Source organism: Luteibacter sp. NPDC104163 (genome assembly GCF_055584245.1).
Genome location: NZ_JBVJMK010000006.1, coordinates 235,658 through 256,113, shown reverse-complemented (window position 1 = coordinate 256,113; position 20,456 = coordinate 235,658). Strand labels below are relative to the sequence as shown.

General features: G+C 66.2%; 17 protein-coding genes and 1 pseudogene. 11 read left to right on the top strand and 7 right to left on the bottom strand.

What is annotated here, in order from left to right:
- Positions 1-22 precede the first annotated feature (22 nt).
- The 5 genes and pseudogenes from ACZ6YI_RS10175 to ACZ6YI_RS10155 all read right to left on the bottom strand — a co-directional run bounded on the left by ACZ6YI_RS10175 (position 23) and on the right by ACZ6YI_RS10155 (position 6,857).
- Entirely contained in the window at positions 23-1,321 is a 1,299-nt protein-coding gene (locus ACZ6YI_RS10175; RefSeq protein WP_465778532.1) for an amidohydrolase family protein, read from the bottom strand.
- Positions 1,318-3,509, bottom strand: a pseudogene (locus tag ACZ6YI_RS10170) (penicillin acylase family protein). The gene ACZ6YI_RS10175 and the pseudogene ACZ6YI_RS10170 overlap by 4 nt, the downstream one beginning before the upstream one ends.
- An 82-nt stretch (positions 3,510-3,591) precedes the next feature.
- Positions 3,592-4,959, bottom strand: coding sequence for a VgrG-related protein (locus ACZ6YI_RS10165; protein ID WP_465778531.1), 1,368 nt, complete (start codon positions 4,957-4,959; stop codon positions 3,592-3,594).
- A gap of 22 nt (positions 4,960-4,981) precedes the next feature.
- The gene (locus tag ACZ6YI_RS10160; protein WP_465778552.1) at positions 4,982-5,776 is read right to left on the bottom strand and encodes a lysozyme inhibitor LprI family protein; all 795 of its coding nucleotides are present in this window, start codon (positions 5,774-5,776) and stop codon (positions 4,982-4,984) included.
- A 178-nt stretch (positions 5,777-5,954) separates the two neighbouring features.
- Positions 5,955-6,857, bottom strand: coding sequence for a LysR substrate-binding domain-containing protein (locus ACZ6YI_RS10155; protein WP_465778530.1), 903 nt, complete (start codon positions 6,855-6,857; stop codon positions 5,955-5,957).
- 100 nt (positions 6,858-6,957) lie between these two features.
- On the opposite strand from ACZ6YI_RS10155, the gene ACZ6YI_RS10150 reads away from it, so the two are divergent.
- Entirely contained in the window at positions 6,958-8,184 is a 1,227-nt protein-coding gene (locus ACZ6YI_RS10150; protein ID WP_465778529.1) for an MFS transporter, read from the top strand.
- A gap of 3 nt (positions 8,185-8,187) precedes the next feature.
- Here the strand turns inward: ACZ6YI_RS10150 and ACZ6YI_RS10145 are convergent, their stop codons facing one another.
- On the bottom strand, positions 8,188-9,396 hold the full coding sequence (locus tag ACZ6YI_RS10145) for a pilin (protein WP_465778528.1): 1,209 nt from the start codon (positions 9,394-9,396) through the stop codon (positions 8,188-8,190).
- Positions 9,397-9,640: 244 nt separating this feature from the next.
- Between ACZ6YI_RS10145 and ACZ6YI_RS10140 the strand changes: the two genes are divergently transcribed.
- Positions 9,641-10,849, top strand: coding sequence for an AAA family ATPase (locus ACZ6YI_RS10140; RefSeq protein WP_465778527.1), 1,209 nt, complete (start codon positions 9,641-9,643; stop codon positions 10,847-10,849).
- Positions 10,846-11,370 (top strand): RloB domain-containing protein, encoded by a 525-nt coding sequence (locus tag ACZ6YI_RS10135; protein ID WP_465778526.1) that lies wholly within the window; start codon positions 10,846-10,848, stop codon positions 11,368-11,370. Before ACZ6YI_RS10140 ends, ACZ6YI_RS10135 begins: the two co-directional genes overlap by 4 nt.
- A gap of 64 nt (positions 11,371-11,434) precedes the next feature.
- On the opposite strand, the gene ACZ6YI_RS10130 is transcribed toward ACZ6YI_RS10135, so the two are convergent.
- Positions 11,435-12,298, bottom strand: a complete 864-nt coding sequence (locus ACZ6YI_RS10130) for a YicC/YloC family endoribonuclease (RefSeq protein WP_465778525.1) — start codon at positions 12,296-12,298, stop codon at positions 11,435-11,437.
- 75 nt (positions 12,299-12,373) lie between these two features.
- On the opposite strand from ACZ6YI_RS10130, the gene rph reads away from it, so the two are divergent.
- From rph to pepQ, 8 genes are all read left to right on the top strand, one after another.
- On the top strand, positions 12,374-13,105 hold the full coding sequence (rph, locus tag ACZ6YI_RS10125; protein WP_440326911.1) for a ribonuclease PH: 732 nt from the start codon (positions 12,374-12,376) through the stop codon (positions 13,103-13,105).
- Entirely contained in the window at positions 13,102-13,611 is a 510-nt protein-coding gene (locus ACZ6YI_RS10120; protein ID WP_440326910.1) for a GNAT family N-acetyltransferase, read from the top strand. The genes rph and ACZ6YI_RS10120 overlap by 4 nt, the downstream gene beginning before the upstream one ends.
- A complete protein-coding gene (rdgB, locus tag ACZ6YI_RS10115; protein ID WP_440326908.1) occupies positions 13,611-14,204 on the top strand; it encodes an RdgB/HAM1 family non-canonical purine NTP pyrophosphatase in 594 nt (197 codons plus the stop codon). The genes ACZ6YI_RS10120 and rdgB overlap by 1 nt, the downstream gene beginning before the upstream one ends.
- Positions 14,201-15,358 (top strand): radical SAM family heme chaperone HemW, encoded by a 1,158-nt coding sequence (gene hemW / locus ACZ6YI_RS10110; RefSeq protein ID WP_465778524.1) that lies wholly within the window; start codon positions 14,201-14,203, stop codon positions 15,356-15,358. Before rdgB ends, hemW begins: the two co-directional genes overlap by 4 nt.
- 126 nt (positions 15,359-15,484) lie before the next feature.
- Positions 15,485-17,746 (top strand): DUF1631 family protein, encoded by a 2,262-nt coding sequence (locus ACZ6YI_RS10105; RefSeq protein WP_465778523.1) that lies wholly within the window; start codon positions 15,485-15,487, stop codon positions 17,744-17,746.
- Complete coding sequence (locus ACZ6YI_RS10100) at positions 17,743-18,090, top strand: PilZ domain-containing protein (RefSeq protein WP_440329091.1); 348 nt, start codon at positions 17,743-17,745, stop codon at positions 18,088-18,090. Before ACZ6YI_RS10105 ends, ACZ6YI_RS10100 begins: the two co-directional genes overlap by 4 nt.
- A 61-nt stretch (positions 18,091-18,151) precedes the next feature.
- Positions 18,152-18,799 carry a hypothetical protein gene (locus tag ACZ6YI_RS10095; protein ID WP_465778522.1) on the top strand — a complete coding sequence of 216 codons (648 nt, stop codon included), beginning with the start codon at positions 18,152-18,154 and terminating at the stop codon, positions 18,797-18,799.
- Between the two features lie 129 nt (positions 18,800-18,928).
- Entirely contained in the window at positions 18,929-20,254 is a 1,326-nt protein-coding gene (gene pepQ / locus ACZ6YI_RS10090) for a Xaa-Pro dipeptidase (RefSeq protein WP_465778521.1), read from the top strand.
- Positions 20,255-20,456: the final 202 nt, after the last annotated feature.

Genomic DNA, 20,456 nt, shown 5'->3' with positions numbered 1-20,456 from the left:
TGGGCTCCTACGACGAGCCAGGTCACGGTTTCTTGTAGATCGCGCCGCCCTTCATCACGAAGGGCACGTTCGCCAGCACGGCGATGTCCTTCGTCGGGTCACCGGGTACGGCGATGATGTCCGCGTCGAGGCCGGCCTTGAGCTGGCCGATATGGTCCTGCTGGCGGAGTACCTTCGCATCGACGGCGGTGGCGGCGAGCAAGGCCTTCGCCGGGGTCATCCCGTCGCGGACCATCCACTCGAGTTCCTTGTAGTTCATGCCGTGGGTGAAGACGCCCACGTCGCTGCCCGCGCCGATCGTCACGCCCGCATCGAGGGCGCGCTTGAATGCCGTGGCCGAGGCCTGCATCGATTCGGTCGGCGGCGCGCCGGGCTTCCAGCCGCCGAAATACTCCGCATAGGCGGCACTGGCTTCGAGCGTGGGCATGTACGCGACGTTGTGCTTCTTCATCAATGCGAACACTTCGGGCGTACCGTCATACCCGTGCTCGATGGTGTCGACACCGGCGAGCACCGAACGGCGCATGCCTTCCGCCGTGGTCGAATGCACCGCCACCGGCAGGTTCAGCGAGTGCGCGACTTCCACCGCGACGTTCAGCTCCTCCTGCGTGAGCGTGGGCGAAGAGCCCTTCGCCTTGCCGCAGTGATAGTCGGCGTAGAGCTTGATCCAGTCGGCGCCATGCGCGGCCTGGTCACGCACCGCATCCACCATCTGCGCGACGCCACTCACGGGGATCGCGCCCTGCGGCAGGTCCATGTCCTCGCGGAAGCCGAGGGGCCCCGGGCCGTAGCAATGCGCGGCCACCGTCGCGCGTGTCGCCACGAACAGATGCGGGCCGGGAATCAGTCCCTTGTCGATCGCGCGTTGCACGTCGACATCGGCATAGCCCGCACCCTCGGTGCCAAGATCGCGCAGGGCCGTGTAGCCGGCCATCAGCGTATCGCGCGCGTGCTTCACGGCTTCGACGGTACGAAAGGCCAGCGTCTCCTTCACCACCTGGTCGTTCCACAGCGTCTCGTTATACGGGTGCAGGAAGATGTGCGAGTGCGCGTCGATCAAACCCGGCAGCAATGTCATGCCCGGGAGGGAGAGCGTCTCGGTGCCGGCCGGTGCGGTGACCTGGTTTTCCGGGCCGACCGCGGCGATCTTGTCGCCCTGGACCAGCACGACCCACCCCGCGTGCGTTTGCTCATCGCGCGCGTCGAAAACACGATCGGCCTTGAGCAGCACGGGATGTGCCGCCGGCTTCGGCAGGTCTTCCGCATGCGCGGCGAACGTGAGCGCGAGGCCGGTGGCGAGGGCAAGCAGCGTCTTCTTCATGGCGTGGTGTCCTTGTCACCGGGGTGGTAGGCGCGCTCGACGTGGCCTTCGAGCTCGTCAGGCCAGAAATACACCTTGCGGAGGTTGCCCGTGGTGTAGCGCTCGGCCTCGTCGTTGAAATGCTTCGAGCCGGGATGGCCGCTTTCGCCGCCGGCGGTGATCGCCCGCGCGCTCACCCTGGGCCCGAACTCGACCACGGCGACGAAGCTGTTGCCGCTCGTGCCGTAGTAACGCTTCGTGCCCGGCCAGCGATGCGCGCCGAACGAGGCCAGCGAGCCCCAGCGCGAAGAGGTGAACGGCACGGGGATGCTCGGCTTCGCATCGTCGAACACTTGCGCGATTGCCGCATCGTTGCGCTGGTAGCGGTTGACCTCGCCCCACGGAACGCCCCAGCTCCCGAAGTCCTTTTCCAGGCGGTCGGCGGCATCGGCGAGCGCCTGCAGCCGCGCCTGTGGCCCGGCCTTCCCGGCCATCACGTCATAGATGCTCAGGCCTTCCTGCGTGTCTTCCTTGCTGGCCTTGTCCCAAAGAATGTCACCCCAGAACACGGCCAGCGTTGTTGGCATCGAGGCGATGCCCCAACGGTAATCCCACGCGCGCAGCAGCCCGACCGGACCGCGCAGCTTTGCTTTCAGCGGGTCGTTGGCGGGCAGCGCGTCGTAGTCCCTGATCAGGATCGGAAGCTGGCGTTCGAAGGCGGGCAGGTACGAGTCAAACGCCGCCGCGAGCAGCGAGGCCTTGGTGAAGTCGCGCTGGCCGGTGAGCACGCGCGTCGCGTGGATGCCGCGGGATTCTCGCCTACCGAGTCCATGTACTTCGGAAAGTCCGCCTGCTTGGGGCTATCCGGGCCCGCGGCCGAGTACGGCCAGTCGTTCGTGTTGAAGATCCAGCCGGTGCCGGGATTGAACAGGCGGGGTGCCTTGTCCAGCGGCAGGAGCGCCTGCCAGTCGGTCGCCGGATCGCTGCCGTCCACCGGCTTGGTGTAATCGAAGCGGTCATCGCGCTTCGGAATGAACTGCGGGTGCAGGTAAGCGATGTTGCCCTTGTCGTCTGCGTAGATCGTGTTGTTCGACGAATTGGCCTTCAGCTCGGCGACCTTCATGTAGGCCGCATAGTCGTTGGCCTTCGTCCGCAGCCAGCTCTGCTGCAGCGCCTCGAGCGGCTTGTTCATCAGGGCAAAGGCGATCCACTTGTCGCCCTGCGTGCGCACGATAGGACCATGGTGCGTCGCATAGGTGGTGAAGTGCCGGTCGCCCTGCCCCTTCACCCGCACCACGGTCTCGCGCGTCGCCACCGGCCGCGTTTCCTTGCCATAGCGATAGAACGGCTTGCCATCCCGCTTCACGATCGTCTCGGCGAACTCATCGACCACGTCGATACCCGACGAGGTATGCATCCAGCCGATGTGCTTGTTGAAGCCCTGGTAGATGAAAAACTGGCCCCACGTCACCGCGCCATACGCGTCAAGGCCCTGGTCGCTCGACATCTGCAGTTCCGAGCGGAAGAAGAACGAGGTGTGCGGGTTGATCAACAGCAGCGCGTGCCCATCCGCGGTGAGCTTCGGCGCGATGGCGATGCCATTGGAACCGGTCGGCTCCCACCAGCTCGATGGCGGCGTGACCTGGGCCAGCGCACCGGCTGGGTCATTGCCGTAGAAGGCCTGGAGATCCTTCGTCGAGACACGCTCGATGTCGCCACCGATGCTGCCTTCCGAAAAGCTCAGCGCCATCCATGGTTCGAAATGGGTGATGACGCGCGGGTGCGTATCCGGATGACTGGCGAGGTAGTAGTTCAGGCCATCGGCCCAGCTATCCATCAAGGCCTTGAGCCACGCGGGGCTACGGGAATACATGGCCTTAAGCTGGGCTTCGTCGACGAATAGCTTCTGGCGCAGGTCTTTCCAGACCGCAGCCTCACCTTCTGCTTCGGCCAGCCGCCCGAGCGAGACCAGGTAATTGGTCTCCACCCGGTTGAAGTCGTCCTCGGCCTGCGCATAGGCCATGCCGAATACCGCATCGGCATCCGTCTTGCCATGCACGTGCGCGATACCCCAGTCATCACGGGTAATCGAAACCGCGGCGGCCTCCCGTTGCCAACGCGCGGCATCCGCATCGGCGGCGGCATGCGCCACCGGCACAAGAAGCGACGCACAAAGCACGGCCAACGCGCGACGGCGAATTCCAGACATGATCGGTTACCCCTGACGGACCGCCGATCGTAGCGCCTTGGGATGCGGCGGCGTCAAGTACCGGGACGCCGCCGCTCGATTGTTAGCGCGTCATGGTCGGGCCGCTCATCTGGGCCTGCTGGGATTCGGCCTGGATTCGATCCTGGGCCCTTTGCTGGGTAGCCTCTCGATTGAGTTCGTGCTGCTGGAACTGTTGCATCGCCTCCGGCCAGCGCGCCGCACTCTGCTCCATCGATGTATTGGCTGCGGAGGTCTGCACGCAGGTCTGCAGATCAAACAAATGATCCCGTCGCCCAGGTGGGGTTTGCACACCCCACAGCTTGGTACCGTCAGGAGAAAGAGCGACCTGGTCGACACGCTGCAAACCGTCGGACCTTGCCTGAACAGTCAGTGCGGCCGCGATGTTATCGCTGTATTGGTCCGGCGACCGGCCAAGCGATTGGTCCAACGCCACGACGTGCTCTCGCACCTGCTGATAGAGAGAGAAGTCCGGGTGCATTCTATCGTCCAGCCGGCAGGCAGCTATGCGCGGGGCAGGATTTGTGAGCGCATCTTGCTTGCGGGCTTGGACCTGTTGATCAAGCATGGTCATCGTGAGGGCCCCGGCCTCGCCAGACGCAGTCAACCCGACGGATCGCTGGAAAGCGATGACGGCTTGAGCGGTCGACGGGCCGAAGTCACCGTCGGCACGAATTTGCTGCCCGCGATCGTTCAGAATGTTAAGGGACGCTAGCTTCCCTTGGAGGTCGGTGACACGTTCACTCGGCGCCCCAGGCTTGATCGGCGACGCTTCATTCCAGAGCTTCGCAAACTCCGCGTTAGTTGCAACTCGCCCCGTCTCGTCCAACACACCGAGGGCGGCCTTTTCGCTCGCTATGCGCGTCTCCACGCCTGAACGATTCCTGGCGTCAGAACTTCGAAAGTCAGACGCGACATGGCGAAGCTTGGAATCTTGCACAGCGTCGACGATCTGCCGATCCGTCAATGATCCGGCGTCAAAGTCCTTCCCGAACGACTCCTCAAGGCCCCGCACAACGATGCCCGGCGCACTCGGATATTGAACCGACGTGCTCCAAACCATGTCCTGCACAGCCGGCCCGCGTCCCTCGACGTCAATGCCGCGTGCCGCAAGCCGTGAAATGGCCGGGTCGACATGGGTCCGCTTGATGAAGTCGTGCTGATCGGCACCGAAATCAGGCTGTTCGGCCGCAACTTCACGCCACTTGTCATTGAAGGCTGGTGTACCCGGCTCAAGATCCTTGAATTGCTCGCCGAACCGCGACTGTCGCAGATACTTCTGTAGCGTCCCCGGCCCGGTTGCCAATTGATAGGTACCGTAGGAAGCGCCACCGTGGTCACCCCTGCCGAGCGATACCGCGCCGGGATCGCCGGTCGCGCTTTCAAACCGAGCGGACGTGGCGCCTACGCGCCACTGCTCCTGATCCGTCATGTCGTGCTCCAGTGTTACGGCCTTACTTGGCCAAAAGCTTCTCTAATTCATTTGCTCGCGTAGCCGTGCCTTCCAGCCTGCAATCGGATGCCTGGACTTCCTCGGATTGCGACGCGCCCGGACGCACTTCGCATTGCTTATCCAATCCGTCGGCCCACTGCTTCTGATCCGCTTCCATCGAGGCCCTGGCGGCAGGTGCGACCCGAGCGTCCTGTCGCTCGCGGGCATGCTTGATTCGAGATTCCTGAAACTCAAGCTCTTCATCGGCACACGCGATTATCCGTGGATTGTTCGCGAAGCTGTTATCGATGCATTCCTGATACGAGGGGCGCAACCCTCTCTTCGCATTGAGTGCCAATACGTCGCGGCCGGCCGTGAGCGGCTTTGCACCATACGTTGCCGGATCGGTAAGGCGACGCTCAATTTCGGTCGCCCTGGTGGCTGTTTGAACTAGAGCGCAATCGTACGCCACCATGTCGGCGCCCTGCCCGGATTCATCGGGGGACGTACATGTGGATTCCTTGTGCTTTATCCACTGCCGTTCCTCGAGCTTCAGCGGCGTCCTGTTCGCATCGCCAACAGCCGCCATGAGCTGCTTATAAGCGGCATTGAGCCTCTTATCCTGGAAGGCGAACTCGTCACTCATGCAGGACTTGATCGCGGGCGTAACGCCGCCCGCAGCATCAAGGCACCGTAGGTAGGATGGCCTGATCTTGACGGCCAGGTATTGCGACCGTTCTTGCTCGGTTGCTGCGTGCGACGCGGAAGAAAAGGCTCCCAGTGCGCAGGAAACAATGCACAGCCATGCGTGCAACATGGAATGGTACGCACCGCCCCGGGCTATCAACGACATAGACGATCCCTGTAAACCCATATGACACACGCTGCACCGATCGACAGTCTAATGATCACCGCCGAAACTTCAAGTAACTTACTGTCGATAAAGAAAAAATGAGAGTTATCTCACGAATTTCCATCGTGCACGCGCTACGCGCTTAAGCATCTAGCGGAAGACGCCCACGCAACCGCGGCGCGGCAAAATCCAGGAATGCGCGCAACTTCAACGGCAGCGGTGCCTGCCCTTTATGCACAAGGTGGATCGGCAGCGGCGCGGTTTCGTACGGCGCGAGCACGCTGCGTAGCGAACCCTCGCGCAATGGCGCGGCGACCTGGTACGAGAGCACGCGGACGAGCCCCACGCCGAGGATCGCCGCATCGATCGCGGCCTCCGCGGTGTTGACCGCGAGGCGCGATGGTACCGGCACAGCGACCTGGGCCTTGCCTTCGCCGAACACCCACGCGCGGGTGGATTCGAGGACTTCGAAACTCACGCACTCGTGCTTTGCGAGGTCGCGCGGCGTCTCGGGTGTGCCATGTGCTGCGAGGTATCCCGGGCTTGCGCAGACCACGCGGCGCACGTTGCCGACGCCGACCGCCATGAGGTTGCTGTCGGGCAGTTCGCCGATCCGGATCGCTGCGTCCACCTGCTCTTCCATCAGGTGCACCACGCGGTCGGTCAGGTTGAGGTTCACCCCGATCTCCGGGTACTGAGCCAGGAACTCCGCGACCACCGGCACGACGTGGAGCCGGCCGAAGACCACCGGGGCGGTCACCGTCAGCTCGCCACGCGGCTGCACGTATTCGCCCATGGCGTTCCGCTCGGCCTCGCCCACCTCCTCGAGGATCCGCCGGCAGGCGGCGACGTAGGAGGCGCCCGCCTCAGTAAGGGTGAGCTGCCGGGTCGTGCGGAGGAGTAGCCGCGTGCGCAGGTGGGTTTCCAGCGCCGCGACCTTGCGGCTCACCGTCGCCAGCGGCAGTCCGAGCTGCCGCGCGCCCGCCGACAGGCTGCCCGCATCGACCACCGCCACCAGGATCGCCATGGATTCGAGCTGGTTCATGCGGCCCTCTCAAAATATGGAAGGATCATTCCCGATCGTGCCAGATTCTCTTGGATCACGGCCAGACCTATCTTCCGGTCATCCCACCCAGGAGCCTGCCGTGAACGGCCCATCCCCCACCGTTTTACCCGCCCCCGCCGAGGCCGCCTCGCGCGGGAAGATCCTGATGATGGCCGTGGTCGCCGGCGCCGTCATCACCAACCTGTATTGCGTGCAGCCGATCCTTCCGCTGATCGCCGGTGGTCTGCATGCCACGCTGACCGCGGTGGATCTCGTCGCCGGCGCGGCGCTGCTCGGCTTCTCTGCCGGCCTGGCTCTTCTGTTGCCGCTCGGCGACCGCTTCGACCGGCGCGCGCTGGTGCTCGCGCAGATCGCCGTCGCCTTTGTCCTCGATATCGTCGCGCTGTTCGTCCCAGGCATCGTCGGCCTGGCCATGGTTTCGTTCGGCATCGGCATGGTGAGTTGCGTGCCGCAGCAGCTGGTGCCGTTCGCCGGTGCGATGTCGGCACCGAGCGAGCGGGGCCGCAATGTCGGTACCGTGGTGAGCGGCATCATGATCGGCATCCTCGTCGGCCGCACGGTCGCGGGCCTGGTCGGGCAGGCGTGGGGCTGGCGCGCGGTGTATGGCGTCGAAGCCCTGCTCATGGTGCCTTCCGCCATCGTCGCGCTGTCGATGCTGCCGAAGGGCGTGCCTTCGACGACGCTTTCCTATGGCCGCCTGCTGGCGTCGCTGTGGCCGCTGATGCGCGACAACCGGCCGATCCGCGATTCGATGGTGGTGCAGGCCCTGCTCTGGGCGTGCTTCAACGCGTTCTGGGTGAACCTCGCCGCGCTGCTCGCGAATGGGCCGTGGCACCTCGGCAGTGCGTGGGCCGGCGGCTTCGGCATCATCGGCGCGGCCGGTGCGTTCGCGGCATCGCTCGGCGGGCGCACCGCCGACCGCAAGGGCACGCGCTATGTCGTGGGCGCGAGCATCGGCATCGTCACGCTGGCGTACGTGCTGCTCGCCGGTGCGAACAGCTCGCTCGCCCTGCTGGTCATCGGCGTGATCGTGCTGGATATCGGCGTGCAGGCCGGCCTGGTCTCGAACCAGACCCGCGCCTTCGCGGTGGATCCGAAGGCGCAGGGGCGGATCAACAGCCTCTATATGACCGCTACGTTTATCGGTGGCGCACTCGGCACGGTCATCAGCGGGTGGCTGATGAACCGGTTCGGCTGGAACGGTGTGGTGGGCCTGGGCTTAGTGCTCGGCGGCCTGGCCATGGCCTGGCACCGGCTGGGTGCGCCCGGGCGCCAGCCCGCAGACGATCGCCTGCAGGCTGGCTGAGGCTTAGCGGCAATCCTTCGGCAGGTACTGCGCCGGGATCGTATCCGTGCTGCAGGTGAACTGCAGCGCGCCCTGCGCAACGGCGGGGGTCAGCGTCAGCACGCCGCCGGCTACCTTGATATTCGCCTCGCCACCCAGCGTCACCGAGATGCGGCCGTCTTCGACGCTGATGGCGGTTACATACTTCGCCTGCAGCGCCGTGGCATCCATGAGCCCAGCCTGCAGGTTGTCGTGCGGCAGCTGGCCGTGGCTACCGTAATAGGCCGTCACCGCCTGCCGCACCGGGCTCGCCGCGATCTCACCCGCCATGACCTGGCTGCGGATGATGTAGTTCTGGTACTGCGGGATCGCGATGGCCGCGAGGATCGAGACCAGCGGCAGGGGAATCAGCAGGATGCACCACATGACACCGTTCGGCGGCGCCGGCTCGGTCAGGCCGGTACCCTTCCAGCGCCCCAGCCAGGTCAGCGTGCCCTGCAGGTAATAGATATGGAAGAAGAACAGCGTGATGCCGCCGAGCCGCACAAACAGGCCTCGCCTGCGGGCATCGTGTTCGACCGCACCTGCCATGGAATAGATGGCGATGTAGAACAGCACGATCGAGACAAGGAAGAGCAGGAGCATCACCAGCGGACCGAAGGGCGGCTTGTCATAAAACGCGACGGCGAAGCCGCCGACATAACTGACCGCAGAAAGGCCAAGCAACAGCATCGACTTGCTGTCCTTGTCGATCTTCTTCACCCAGCTCGCCTGGACGAAGGCCCAGGCCCAGCCGAACACACCGCCGGTGATGAATGCCAGGACGAGCACGCCAAACCAGTGCAGCGCAGGCGGCATGGGAAAACCCCGGCGCACATCCGGCGCGAACCCGCCATCGTCGCGTGCGCTGAAGGAGCTCACGGCGGGACGATGGCTGAACGGGTTGAAGTCGGGCTCTGGCTCGGGCTCGGCCCGGGCCTGGGAGGCAGGCGAATACGCACGTGCAGGTGATGGAGCAGTACCCACGTCCCAGCCAGCCGGCGACGGCGGCATCGGCGGCGGCGCCTCGACATCCGGCAGCAGGCTGGCGAGCTTCACCCACTCCACCATGCCCTTGCGCCACGCCAGCACATCCGACGTGACCTTGCCTTCCTGCACCCAGCGGCGCAGCGCGGCTTCCTCGTACGGGCCGTACTTCTGCCCGCCCCGGCCAATCCAGATCTTTTCGTCCACGTTTTCCCCCTGGGCGGCTCCCTTGCCGCGCCGGCGTACTTTCCTTTGCGCAGGAGTGGCCGTCAATCGGCCGAACCGGATATCGACGAGGCCGTTTTTTCCGGCCGGCGGGCACCCATCTCAGGAAAATCTGAGACCCAGGCGGCCCGCTCAAAATCGCACATATCAGGCAAATCGACGATTTTTTGTCGATTACGGAAAGTTATGAGATATTCGGACCCCTCTCTCTCGATCGAAGCCCGCCATGCTGCACTCCTTCAGTTGCACCAACTACCTGAGCTTCCGCCAGCGGGTCGACGTGTCGCTGCGGATGACCGACAAGGCGACAAGCACAGGCTGGGACACCATCTCGGAATCTGGCCAGCGCCTTGCGACGGCCATGGCCGTCGTCGGAGCCAATGGCGCCGGAAAGACCTCCGTGCTGAAACCCCTGGCGTTCCTTTGCTGGTTCATTTCCGGCTCGTTCCAGACGCCCGTCAATTCGAAGATCCCCATCAAGCCCCATTTCACTGCGCCCGAGGAACCCTCCGAGTTCGAGGTGGAGGCGGATGACGAAGATGGCGTCCTATGGCGCTATGTTCTTCGCGCCACGTCGCAGCGCGTCCTGCACGAGGCGCTTTACCAAAAGCCTGCGCGCAAGAATGCGGGCTTTTCGTACGTCTTCGTCCGCGATTGGGATCCAACGACGTCCGAATATGTCATTCGCCAAAAGTCCTTCGGTTTCCTGCCCTCGGAAGCCAGAAAGGTAAGGGAGAACGCGTCACTGATTTCAACCGCGGCGCAGTACGGCGTCGAGGTGGCGCAGCGCCTCGCCGCGATCAACATTTCGACAAACCTGAGTGTGTCTGGCCGCATACAGACCGATCTGTTCGGCGAGATGGCTACGCGCTTTTTCATGGAAAAGGAGGATCTGCGCACCGGCATGGAAAGCCTACTCAGCAGTTGGGACCTTGGCCTGTCTGGCATCGAAATTCGCGAACGCCCGATGGAGCTGCCACCCGGCTCGATCCCCGACGATGTCAAGCCACCGGTGAGGCTTATTCCTTACGGCATTCACGAGGTGAATGGCGAACGCTATGAGCTCCCCATGTCAGAAGAGTCGAACGGCACCCGCACGGCATTTATCAATCTCGGTCGGTTCCTGAGCATCCTCTCGACGGGAGGTATTGCCGTCATCGATGAACTCGAGAGCGACATGCATCCTCACATGCTGGAACCGTTGCTCGACCTGTTTGCTAATCCGCGCACAAACCCGAATAAGGCGCAGATCCTCTTCACCTGCCATTCCGCCGAAGTCCTGCACCTGCTCGGCAAATCGCAGGTACTTCTCGTTGAGAAGACAAGGTGTGAGAGCACAGCGTGGCGCCTCGATTCAATGTCGGGCGTGCGCAGCCAGGACAACCTGTATGCAAAGTACATGTCCGGTGCCTATGGAGCGGTTCCGAATCTATGACCAGGCCGTCACCGATCAAACGAGCCGTCAAGGTCACCTTGCTGATTGTCTGTGAAGGGGATGCCGAAGTTGCATTCATGCGTCACGTGAAGATGACCTATGAAGCGGGCCTGGGACGGGCCGTCACCATCAAGAACGCCAATGGCAAAGGAGCGCGCCACGTTCTCGAACACGCAATCAGAAGCATGACCGCCATCCCCTACGACAAGGTTGTCGTGGTCGTGGACAACGACACCTGCTGGGAGGATCACGATCGGAGGCGCGCCAGGGACCATAGCATCCTGGTCGTTGAGTCGACCCCTTGCTTCGAAGCAACACTACTGAAGATCGCAGGTCACCCGTGCGCCGGCTCAACAAGAGATCTAAAGAAGCGCTTTTACGACATCATTGGATGCGAAGCACACGAACCGCGATACCTCCGAGAACGGTACGATCGCGCCGTACTCGACGCTGCGCGTACGCACGTCGAGGAGCTGGGAGCCATAATGAATCATATGGGCATCGCGAAAGCGCGCCGGTGAGGTAGTTGCCGACATCGTCCGGGCGTCAATATCGCCCTAATGGCCACGATGACTTCGCGCAGCCTTACTCGATATTCTGCACCTGCTCCCGCATCTGCTCGATCAACACCTTGAGCTCCACGGCGGCATTGGTCGTACGCGAGTCCACCGACTTCGAACCCAGCGTGTTGGCTTCGCGGTTGAATTCCTGCATGAGGAAATCGAGGCGGCGGCCGACGGGTTCCTTCAGCGCCAGTACGCGGCGGGCTTCGCTGATGTGGGTCTTCAGGCGGTCGAGTTCTTCGTCCACGTCGATGCGCGTGATCTGCAGCACCAGTTCCTGCTCCAGGCGGCCCGGTTCGGCGGGCTGGCGGACATCGGCGAGGCGGGTTTCGAGGCGTGCGCGCAAGGCGGTGCGGATGTCCGGCAGCCAGCCGCGGACATCGCCCACGATCTTCTCGATGCCATCGAGGCGCTCGCGCAGGATCTCGCCGAGCTTTTCACCTTCGCGGCCACGGGTATCGGAGAGCGCATCGAGCGCGCGGTCCACGACATCGAGCAGGGCGGCCTGCAGGGCATCGGCATCCGCCTCGGGCTGCTGGAGCACGCCGGGGAAGCGAAGCAGTTCGGTGAACTCGATGTTCATCCGCGGGAAGCGCTGCTCCAGGTCGAGCGCCAGCTCGGAGAGCCGCGACAGCACGGAACCATTGATCCGCAGGCCGTCGGCGTTGCCCTGCTCGCTGCGTAACCGGACGGTCACGTCCACCTTGCCGCGTGACAGCTTCGTGGCGATGCGCTCACGCAGGGCGCTTTCGAAGCTGCGCAGGTCCTCGGGCAGCCGGGGGCTGATCTCGAGGTAGCGGTGGTTCACGGTGCGCAGCTCGCAGGTGAGCGTGCCGGACGGGCCCGCGCGCTCGGCGGAGGCGTAAGCGGTCATGCTACGGATCATGGGAGGCTCGCTCGCGCGTGGGGAAAGGAGGCAATGGTAAACTGACCCACCGCCCGCGCCCAACCCAGGCCCCACATGACCTTCTCCCGACCGAGCGCCCGCGCTGCCGACCAGCTGCGTACCGTCACCATCGAACGCCATTACACGCGCCACGCCGAGGGCTCCGTCCTCGTCAGCTTCGGCGATACCAAGGTGCTCTGCACCGCCTCGGTGGAAGAGCGCGTCCCGCCGTGGCTGCGTGGCAAGGGCGAGGGCTGGGTCACCGCCGAGTACGGCATGCTGCCCCGCGCCACCACCGACCGCACCCAGCGCGAAGCCGCGCGTGGCGGCCAGGGTGGTCGCACCATGGAGATCCAGCGCCTGATCGGCCGCTCGCTCCGCGCCTGCGTCGACCGCGCCGCCCTGGGCGAGCGCGTGATCACCCTGGATTGCGACGTGATCCAGGCCGATGGCGGCACCCGCACCGCGGCGATCACCGGCGCGTACGTCGCGCTGGTCGATGCCGTGGGCACCCTGCTCGAGCGCAAGGCGATCAAGCGCAACCCGATCATGGGCGCGATCGCCGCCGTGTCGGTCGGCGTATACCAGGGCGTGCCGGTGCTCGACCTGGACTACGCGGAAGATTCCAACTGCGATACCGATATGAACGTCGTGATGAACGACGGCGGCGGTTTCATCGAGGTGCAGGGCACGGCCGAGGGCCACGCATTCCGCCGCGATGAAATGAACGCGCTGCTCGACCTGGCGACCAAGGGCATCAACGAACTGGTGGTGGCGCAGCGCACCGCCCTGGGGATCGCGCCATGACCGACATCCGCGCCGCCACGCCCGCCGACCTCGACGCGATCGTCGCCGTGCACCACGCCGCGTTCGGTCGCCCCAACGAGGGTGACCTTGTGCGCCGCCTCGTCGACGCCGGCCACGCGAGCATCTCGCTGGTCGCGGTCGACGACGATGAGACCGTGATCGGCCACGTGCTGTTCTCCCCGCTCACGATCGAGACCGGTGACGACGGCAAGGCCCTGGGCCTCGCCCCGATCGCCGTGCTGCCGGATCACCAGCGCCAGGGCGTCGGCCATGCGCTGATCGAGGAAGGCATCGGCGCCTGCTTCGTCGCGGATGCCCGCGCGGTGTTCGTGCTGGGCTCGCCGGCGTATTACGCGCAGTTCGGCTTCTCCAAGGCATCGGCGCATGAACTGCACGATGCGTTCGAAGGCGGCAACGCGTTCCAGGTGTTGCCGCTCACCATCAGCGGCCTCGAAGGCTACAAGGGCCGCGTGAACTACGCACCCGCCTTCGCGGAAGGCCTGTGATGCGCATCGTCCTCGCCTCCGGCAATGCCGGCAAGGTCGTCGAACTGGAACAGCTCCTCGCCGGCAGCGGCGTGGAGCTCGTGCCGCAGACGGCACTTGGCGTGTCCGACGCCGATGAAACCGGCCTCACCTTCGTGGAAAACGCGCTGATCAAGGCGCGGCATGCCGCGCGCGCGACCGGTCTGCCGGCGCTCGCCGACGATTCGGGCATCTGCGTCGATGCGCTCGATGGTGCTCCCGGCCTGTATGCGGCGCGTTACTCCGGCGTGCACGGCGACAGCGCCGCCAACAACGCGAAGCTGCTGCGTGAGCTCGATGGCGTGCCCATGGAGAAGCGCACCGCTTACTTCATCGCCGTGCTGGTGCTGCTGCGCCACGCCGACGATCCGGCACCGCTGATCGCCGAAGGCCGCTGGCACGGCAAGATCATGGAAGGCCCGCGTGGCGAGGGCGGCTTCGGCTATGACCCGCTGTTCCTGCCCGACGGTTCCGACCTGGGCGCCGCGGAGATCGAGCCGGCATTGAAGAACCGCCTGAGCCACCGCGGCCAGGCGCTGGACGTGCTCAAGGCGCGCTTCGCCGAACTCGCATGAGCCTGCTTCCGCCGCCGCTGTCGCTTTATGTGCACATGCCCTGGTGCGTGCGCAAATGCCCGTACTGCGATTTCAATTCGCATGGCGTGCGCGGCACGCCCGAGTACGCGGCGTACGTGGATACGCTGCTGGCCGACATGGACGCGGACCTGCGTGACTTCGGCGGCGCGATCGCCAGGCGCCCCATCCACTCGGTGTTCTTCGGTGGCGGCACGCCGAGCCTGTTCACCCCCGAGCTGATCGGGCGCTTCCTCGATGGCGCGCGCGAGCGGCTGCCGTTCGCGGCGGGCGCGGAAGTGACCCTGGAAACGAACCCGGGTACGGTCGAGCACGGCCGCTTCGATGGCTACCTGGCTGCCGGGGTGAACCGGATCTCCTTCGGCGTGCAGAGCTTCGATAACGATAAGCTGCACCGGCTCGGCCGGATCCATTCCGCGCACGAGGCCGCCGATGCCGTGAAGCAGGCCCAGGATGCGGGCATCGACAACATCAATATCGACCTGATGTACGCGCTACCCCAGCAGGACCTGGCGGGCGCCCTCGATGATGTTGAGAAGGCCATGGCGCTCCGGCCGACCCACATCTCGCATTACCAGCTCACACTGGAACCCAACACGGCATTCGCCGCCAACCCGCCGCCGCTCCCGGATGACGATGCGGCCTGGGCGATCCAGGAAGCCTGCCAGGATCGGCTGGCCGCGGGCGGTTACGGCCAGTACGAGGTGTCGGCCTACGCCCTGCCCGGCCGCCGCTGTGCCCATAACCTTAATTACTGGCGCTTCGGCGATTACCTCGGCATCGGCGCCGGCGCGCACGGCAAGGTGAGCGGGCCCGAAGGGGTCCGCCGCCGCTGGAAGACCCGGCTGCCCGCGGCCTACCTTTCGTCGGCGGCCGGCCCCGGCCGCATCGGTGGCGACAGCACCGTCGCCGCCGACGACCTGCCGTTCGAATACATGCTCAATGCCCTGCGTCTTATCGATGGCGTGCCCATGGCCGACTTCGCCGAGCGCACCGGGCTCCCGGCCGAGGCCATCGCCGCCGGCCTGGCCGAGGGCCGCCGCCGTGGCTGGATCGAGGGCGACCCGGACACCCTGCGCACCACCGCGCTGGGCCAGCGCTTCCTCAATGACGTCATCGAAGTATTCATGGCCTGAGCCCGCGTCTCCGGCCCGGCGAGACCTACACCATTTGCCTTAGTCCGGATGCCGACCACGTCACGCTGGCGCAGGAGACGGATGGCCGTCTAAACTTGCGCCCAAGGCCGGGGAGGGGCCTAGCTCATGAATCCTGGCACGCCGCCGTTCGGTCGGACGGGACCGTATCCCGTCGCCCTTTCGCCGCGTGCCGAACGCGAGGCGCAGCAGGGTCTGTCGTTGTGCCTTACCTGGCTGGACATGCCGCTGCGCGAGGCACTGCGCGATTTCGACCAGCGCATGTTCGCCGTCGCCGAAAGCAGCCGTAACCACCTCGAGCAGCAGGATTGCTTCGAGAGCCGTGGCATCGTCCAGCGCGAGGGCCCGGCGTTCCGCAACCGCTTCGCCGCGCACCTCTCCGAGCGCTTCCGCCGGCTGGGCGATACGGGGGATAACCGCCCCTCGGCAAACGAGTACGGCGGCCTGAACCTGAGCCTGGTGGATCCGGAGGAACAGGAGCAGACCGACGCCCTGTCCAGCATGGCCGCCCGCGCGGAGGCACGCAGCGCCAGCAGCCTGTTCGAGCTGGGCTACCGGCTGGCGGTCCTCGCCGGCACACCGCCGCTCGAAGGTGAAGCCCTGCCCGCCGGCCCGCGTGCGCTGACCGCCGCGCTGCAGGCGGCGATGGAGAACATGCCGTTGGTGCCCGCGCACCGGCTGGTCCTGTTCCAGGCCGTCGATGCGCGCGTCCTGGGCCACACCGAGGCCTTCTACGGTGCGCTGAACGAGCATTACCGGACGCGCGGCGTCCTGCCAGGCTTCCGCGTGTACCCGAACGTCCGCGTCACGAGCGCCCCCGCCGGCGAGCGCCGCGGTCGCCCGGGCGAGCCCGGCTCCGCCGAAGGTGGGGTGGGTGGTGGTGCCGGCGGTGCTGGCGCTGGCACGGGCGGTGCCGGTGCGGGCGGCGGCGGCCAGGGCGGCGCGACGCCGGAAGGCAATATCGGCGTCCTTGAAAGCCTGCGCCAGTTGCTCTCGCAGCGTGCCCAGACGGGCCGTGGCGCCGGCTTCTCGCCGGGCCGCCTCGCGTCCGATGATGAATTGCAGACCGCGCTGCTGGCCCTGCAGGGCCATGTCAGCGACGTAACCGATGCCGCGCAGCGCGAGATCCGAAGCGCCGGCGCCCTTCGCGACGAGCTGCTCGCTCAGCTCAACCGTGGCCGCCCGGCGGGCTCGCCGCTCGCCGAACTCACCCTGGAACAGGGCGATACGGTCGAGCTCACGGCCATGCTGTTCCAGAACCTGGGGCAGCAGATGGCCGCCGAGAGCGCGGGCCGCCGCGTACTGGGTGGCCTGCAGTGGCCGATGCTGCGCGCGGCGGTGAACGACCGCGGCTTCTTCGACCAGCCGGAACACCCGGCCCGGCAGCTGCTGAACACCGTCAGCGAGGCCGCCCACCACTGGCTCGACCCGGCCGAAGGCGAGCCGGATACCGCCCTGCTCGACCGCCTGGAGCGCCTGGTCGTCGATGCCAGCGTCGCGCAGGTGATCGACCCGGCATGGCGCGCGGATATCGAAACCCAGATCGCGCAGCTGTCGCGCAAGGCGCACGTCGCCGAGCGCCGCCAGATCGAGGCGATGGAAGGTCGCGACCGCCTGGAGCGCGCGCGCCAGCGGGCGGGCGAAGTGATGGGCGAGCGCATGGTCGCCGGCCAGGCACCGCGCGGGGTCCTGCGCATCCTGCTCGAGCGGACCTGGGCGGACGTGCTCGCCCTGCATATCCTGCGTGGCGGCGAGACCGGCGAGGCCTACCTGCACTGCCTCGGCGTGACCGACCAGCTGCTTGGCCGCCGCCCGGTGACCGACAAGGCGAAGCTGCGCCAGGAAGTGGAGCGCGGGCTGGAACACCTCGGCATGCATCCCTCGGAGGCCGCGCAGGTCGCCGCGGGGTTGTTCGAGCCGGCACAGGAACGCCAGAGCGACGAGACACCCACCGCCACCGACGTGGCGATGCGCCTGAAACAGCGCCCGCGCCTGGGCGAAGGCACCGCGCACGGTGAGCCGGTCGCGCCGGTGGAGCCCACGCCGCTGGATACGGCGGCGCGCGCGATCTACGACGGCTTCGCGAGCCTGCGCTTCGGCACCTGGTTCGAGTTCACCCAGCCGGATGGCGAGGTCGTGCGGCGCAAGCTCGCGTGGTTCTCGCCAGCCACGGGGCGTTGCCTGTTCGTGAATCAGCGCGGTGCGCGCACCGACGATCTCGACCTCACCCGGCTGGCCCGCATGATCTCCAGCGGCGAAGCGCGCGAATGGCGCGAGGAACGTGTCCCGCTGATCGATCGCGCCTGGCAAGCGGTCGCGCGTGCCCTGCGCCGCGAGCGGATGAGTGAACGCATGGCAGGCCACGCATGAAGAATGAATTCGAACAGCGCCGCGCCCCGCGCAAGCGCGCCTCCTCGCCGATGCCCGTGGTCGATGTCATGACCGACGCCGTGCTCGGCCAGCTCGGCAACCTGTCGGCCACCGGCATGATGCTGCTGGGCACGCGCGCACCGCGAACCGGTGCCGTGCACCAGGTGACCTTCCAGCTGCCCGATGCCCAGCATCGCGAACACGCGGTGGTCATCGGTATCCAGGAGCAATGGCACGAGCCCGCCGCCTCCGCCGGCCAGTTCTGGTCCGGCTACCGGATCATCTCCGGCAGCGAGGATGACGTGCGCGCCATCGACGAGTGGATCGGGCCACCGGCCGACTGAACTGAACGGCGGCCCGCGGCGGCGCTTTACCCCGGTGGCCCCACGGGCCACCATCCCCACGATGAGCCAGCCCACCACACTTCTCGTTGATACCGAGCTCGACCGCGACGACGCCGCGGCCGCGGCGATGGAGCTGTACCTGCGGCTTGCCGCCGATGGCACGATTTCACCGCTGCCGTTCGCTGGCGCCACCGGCGTGGCGGGGCAGCCGCTGCCCCTGCGCGGGACGGATACGCGCTTCGAGATCCTGGACCGGCACCTGGTCGAGGAAACCGGCATCACGGCGATCGGATTGCACGCCAGCGGCCACTACTGGCGCCTGGACGGCCAGGCGGCCGAGATGGTCGAGGGCGGCCCGGAGAACGGGATTTTCTGCCGCTACGACGGCAGTTTCACCATCCGTTGCCCGCAGTGCCTTGCCCCGCTCTCGCCCGGCGACGACGGCAGTGACGCGCTGGAAGAGGCGCTGGCCGTGTGGAGCGACTCGCCGGATTCGGCCTTCGTCGCCTGCCCCAACTGCTCGACCTGGACGCCGCTCACCACCCGGCGCTCGCCCGGCCACGATTTCGCGGTGGGCCACTTCGCGATCAGCCTGCACGGCGTCCACCTGCGCGCGTTCACCGAGCCCGGCAACCACGCCGCCATGGCCCTCCGCCAGCGCCTCGGCGACCTGGCCACGGACTACACGGTGGTCTTCTCGTCCGTCTGATCGGCTCTTGTGGGAGCGCGCTTGCGCGCGATCGCGCGCAAGCGCGCTCCCACATGTCAGGGGTTGGCTCGGGCCCCGGGGAGGCGCACCATTAGGGGCTGCCCCACCCCACGTCCCCGGAGATTCCCCATGAACGACGCGCTGGCCGCGCTTTATCCGCAGCACCTCGCCACCGTGCGCGAACGCACCGATGTCGCCCTGGCACGGGGCGGCTTCGACCACCTGATCGTCCCGGCCGGCCGCCCGATCACCAAGTTCATGGATGACCTGGATTACCCGTTCACGGTGAATCCGCACTTCAAGCACTGGCTGCCGCTGGTGGATGCCCCGGGCAGCTGGCTCGTCTACACGCCGGGCCACAAGCCGAAGCTGGTGTTCCTGCAGCCGCACGATTACTGGCACGTGGTGCCCGAAGCGCCGACCGGTTACTGGGTGGACCATTTCGATATCGTCACCGTGCGCAAGCCGGCCGATGCCATCGCCGAGCTGCCGGCCATGCTGTCGCGCTGCGCGGTGATCGGCGACCAGTACTGCGGCGCCGACGAGGTGAAGCCGAACAACCCGCCGGCCGTGCTGGATTACCTGCACTACCACCGCGCGTACAAGACGCCGTATGAGCTGGAACTGATGCGCGAGGCCAGCCGCCGCGGCGTGCGTGGCCACCGCGCCGCCGAGCAGGCCTTCCGTGCCGGCGCCAGCGAGCTTGGCATCCACCAGGCGTACCTCGCTGCCGTGGGCCAGACCGATGCCGAGCTGCCGTATGCCAGCATCGTCTGCCTCAACGAGCACGCCGCGATCCTGCACTACACGCACTTCGGCCGCACCCCGCCCGCGGAGAGCCGCTCGTTCCTGATCGATGCCGGCGCGAGCGCATCGGGTTACGCCAGCGACATCACCCGCACCTACGCGGGTAAGAACGCCGGGGAATTCCAGGCGCTGATCGATTCGATGGATGCCGCGGAGCGCTCCTTCGTGGCGAAGGTGCGCGCCGGGCAGAACTACCCGGAGCTGCACGTCCACGCGCACCACGTGATCGGCGGTGTACTGCGTGAGCATGGCTTCATCCGCATGAGCGCGGAAAGCGCCGTGGAATCGGGCGTGACGTCCGCGTTCTTCCCGCATGGCCTTGGCCATGGCATCGGCATGCAGGTGCATGACGTCGCCGGGTTCCACGCCTCCGACGCCGGCGGCACGATCGCCCGGCCGGAGGGCCATCCGTACCTGCGCCTCACCCGCAACCTCGAGCCGGGCATGGTCGTCACGATCGAGCCGGGCCTGTACTTCATCGACATGCTCCTGGCCGAGCTGAAGCAGAAGCCCGTCGCGAATGAAGTGAACTGGGACAAGGTCGATGCCTTCCGCAAGTACGGCGGCATCCGCATCGAGGACGATGTCGTCTGCACCACCGGCGAGCCGGAGAACATGACGCGCGACGCGTTCGCGGCGTTGTCGTAACACCATCGCGCGCAAGCGCGCTCCCACGACAGCCTGGCTGCTTCTTGTGGGAGCGTGCTTGCACGCGATGGCGCCCGCCCCGGCCCCCAAGGCAGCCGCACTTCCGGCAAGGACGGCACGTGGCGTAAAGCCGCATGCCGTCCCCGTGCCTCCCGCACCGCCCTCCCCCGCGCCCCCTTATCCCACGCGAAAACTGGCGTAT

Excerpts from the sequence above, each read along its gene's own strand:
- ACZ6YI_RS10155 (WP_465778530.1), bottom strand. The coding sequence starts at position 6,857 with ATGAACCAGCTCGAATCCATGGCGATCCTGGTGGCGGTGGTCGATGCG.
- ACZ6YI_RS10175 (WP_465778532.1), bottom strand. The coding sequence starts at position 1,321 with ATGAAGAAGACGCTGCTTGCCCTCGCCACCGGCCTCGCGCTCACGTTC.
- ACZ6YI_RS10095 (WP_465778522.1), top strand. The coding sequence starts at position 18,152 with ATGAGCCAGCCCACCACACTTCTCGTTGATACCGAGCTCGACCGCGAC.
- ACZ6YI_RS10165 (WP_465778531.1), bottom strand. The coding sequence starts at position 4,959 with ATGACGGATCAGGAGCAGTGGCGCGTAGGCGCCACGTCCGCTCGGTTT.
- ACZ6YI_RS10135 (WP_465778526.1), top strand. The coding sequence starts at position 10,846 with ATGACCAGGCCGTCACCGATCAAACGAGCCGTCAAGGTCACCTTGCTG.
- ACZ6YI_RS10160 (WP_465778552.1), bottom strand. The coding sequence starts at position 5,776 with ATGTTGCACGCATGGCTGTGCATTGTTTCCTGCGCACTGGGAGCCTTT.
- ACZ6YI_RS10140 (WP_465778527.1), top strand. The coding sequence starts at position 9,641 with ATGCTGCACTCCTTCAGTTGCACCAACTACCTGAGCTTCCGCCAGCGG.
- ACZ6YI_RS10120 (WP_440326910.1), top strand. The coding sequence starts at position 13,102 with ATGACCGACATCCGCGCCGCCACGCCCGCCGACCTCGACGCGATCGTC.
- rdgB (WP_440326908.1), top strand. The coding sequence starts at position 13,611 with ATGCGCATCGTCCTCGCCTCCGGCAATGCCGGCAAGGTCGTCGAACTG.
- pepQ (WP_465778521.1), top strand. The coding sequence starts at position 18,929 with ATGAACGACGCGCTGGCCGCGCTTTATCCGCAGCACCTCGCCACCGTG.
- ACZ6YI_RS10105 (WP_465778523.1), top strand. The coding sequence starts at position 15,485 with ATGAATCCTGGCACGCCGCCGTTCGGTCGGACGGGACCGTATCCCGTC.
- hemW (WP_465778524.1), top strand. The coding sequence starts at position 14,201 with ATGAGCCTGCTTCCGCCGCCGCTGTCGCTTTATGTGCACATGCCCTGG.
- ACZ6YI_RS10130 (WP_465778525.1), bottom strand. The coding sequence starts at position 12,298 with ATGATCCGTAGCATGACCGCTTACGCCTCCGCCGAGCGCGCGGGCCCG.
- rph (WP_440326911.1), top strand. The coding sequence starts at position 12,374 with ATGACCTTCTCCCGACCGAGCGCCCGCGCTGCCGACCAGCTGCGTACC.
- ACZ6YI_RS10100 (WP_440329091.1), top strand. The coding sequence starts at position 17,743 with ATGAAGAATGAATTCGAACAGCGCCGCGCCCCGCGCAAGCGCGCCTCC.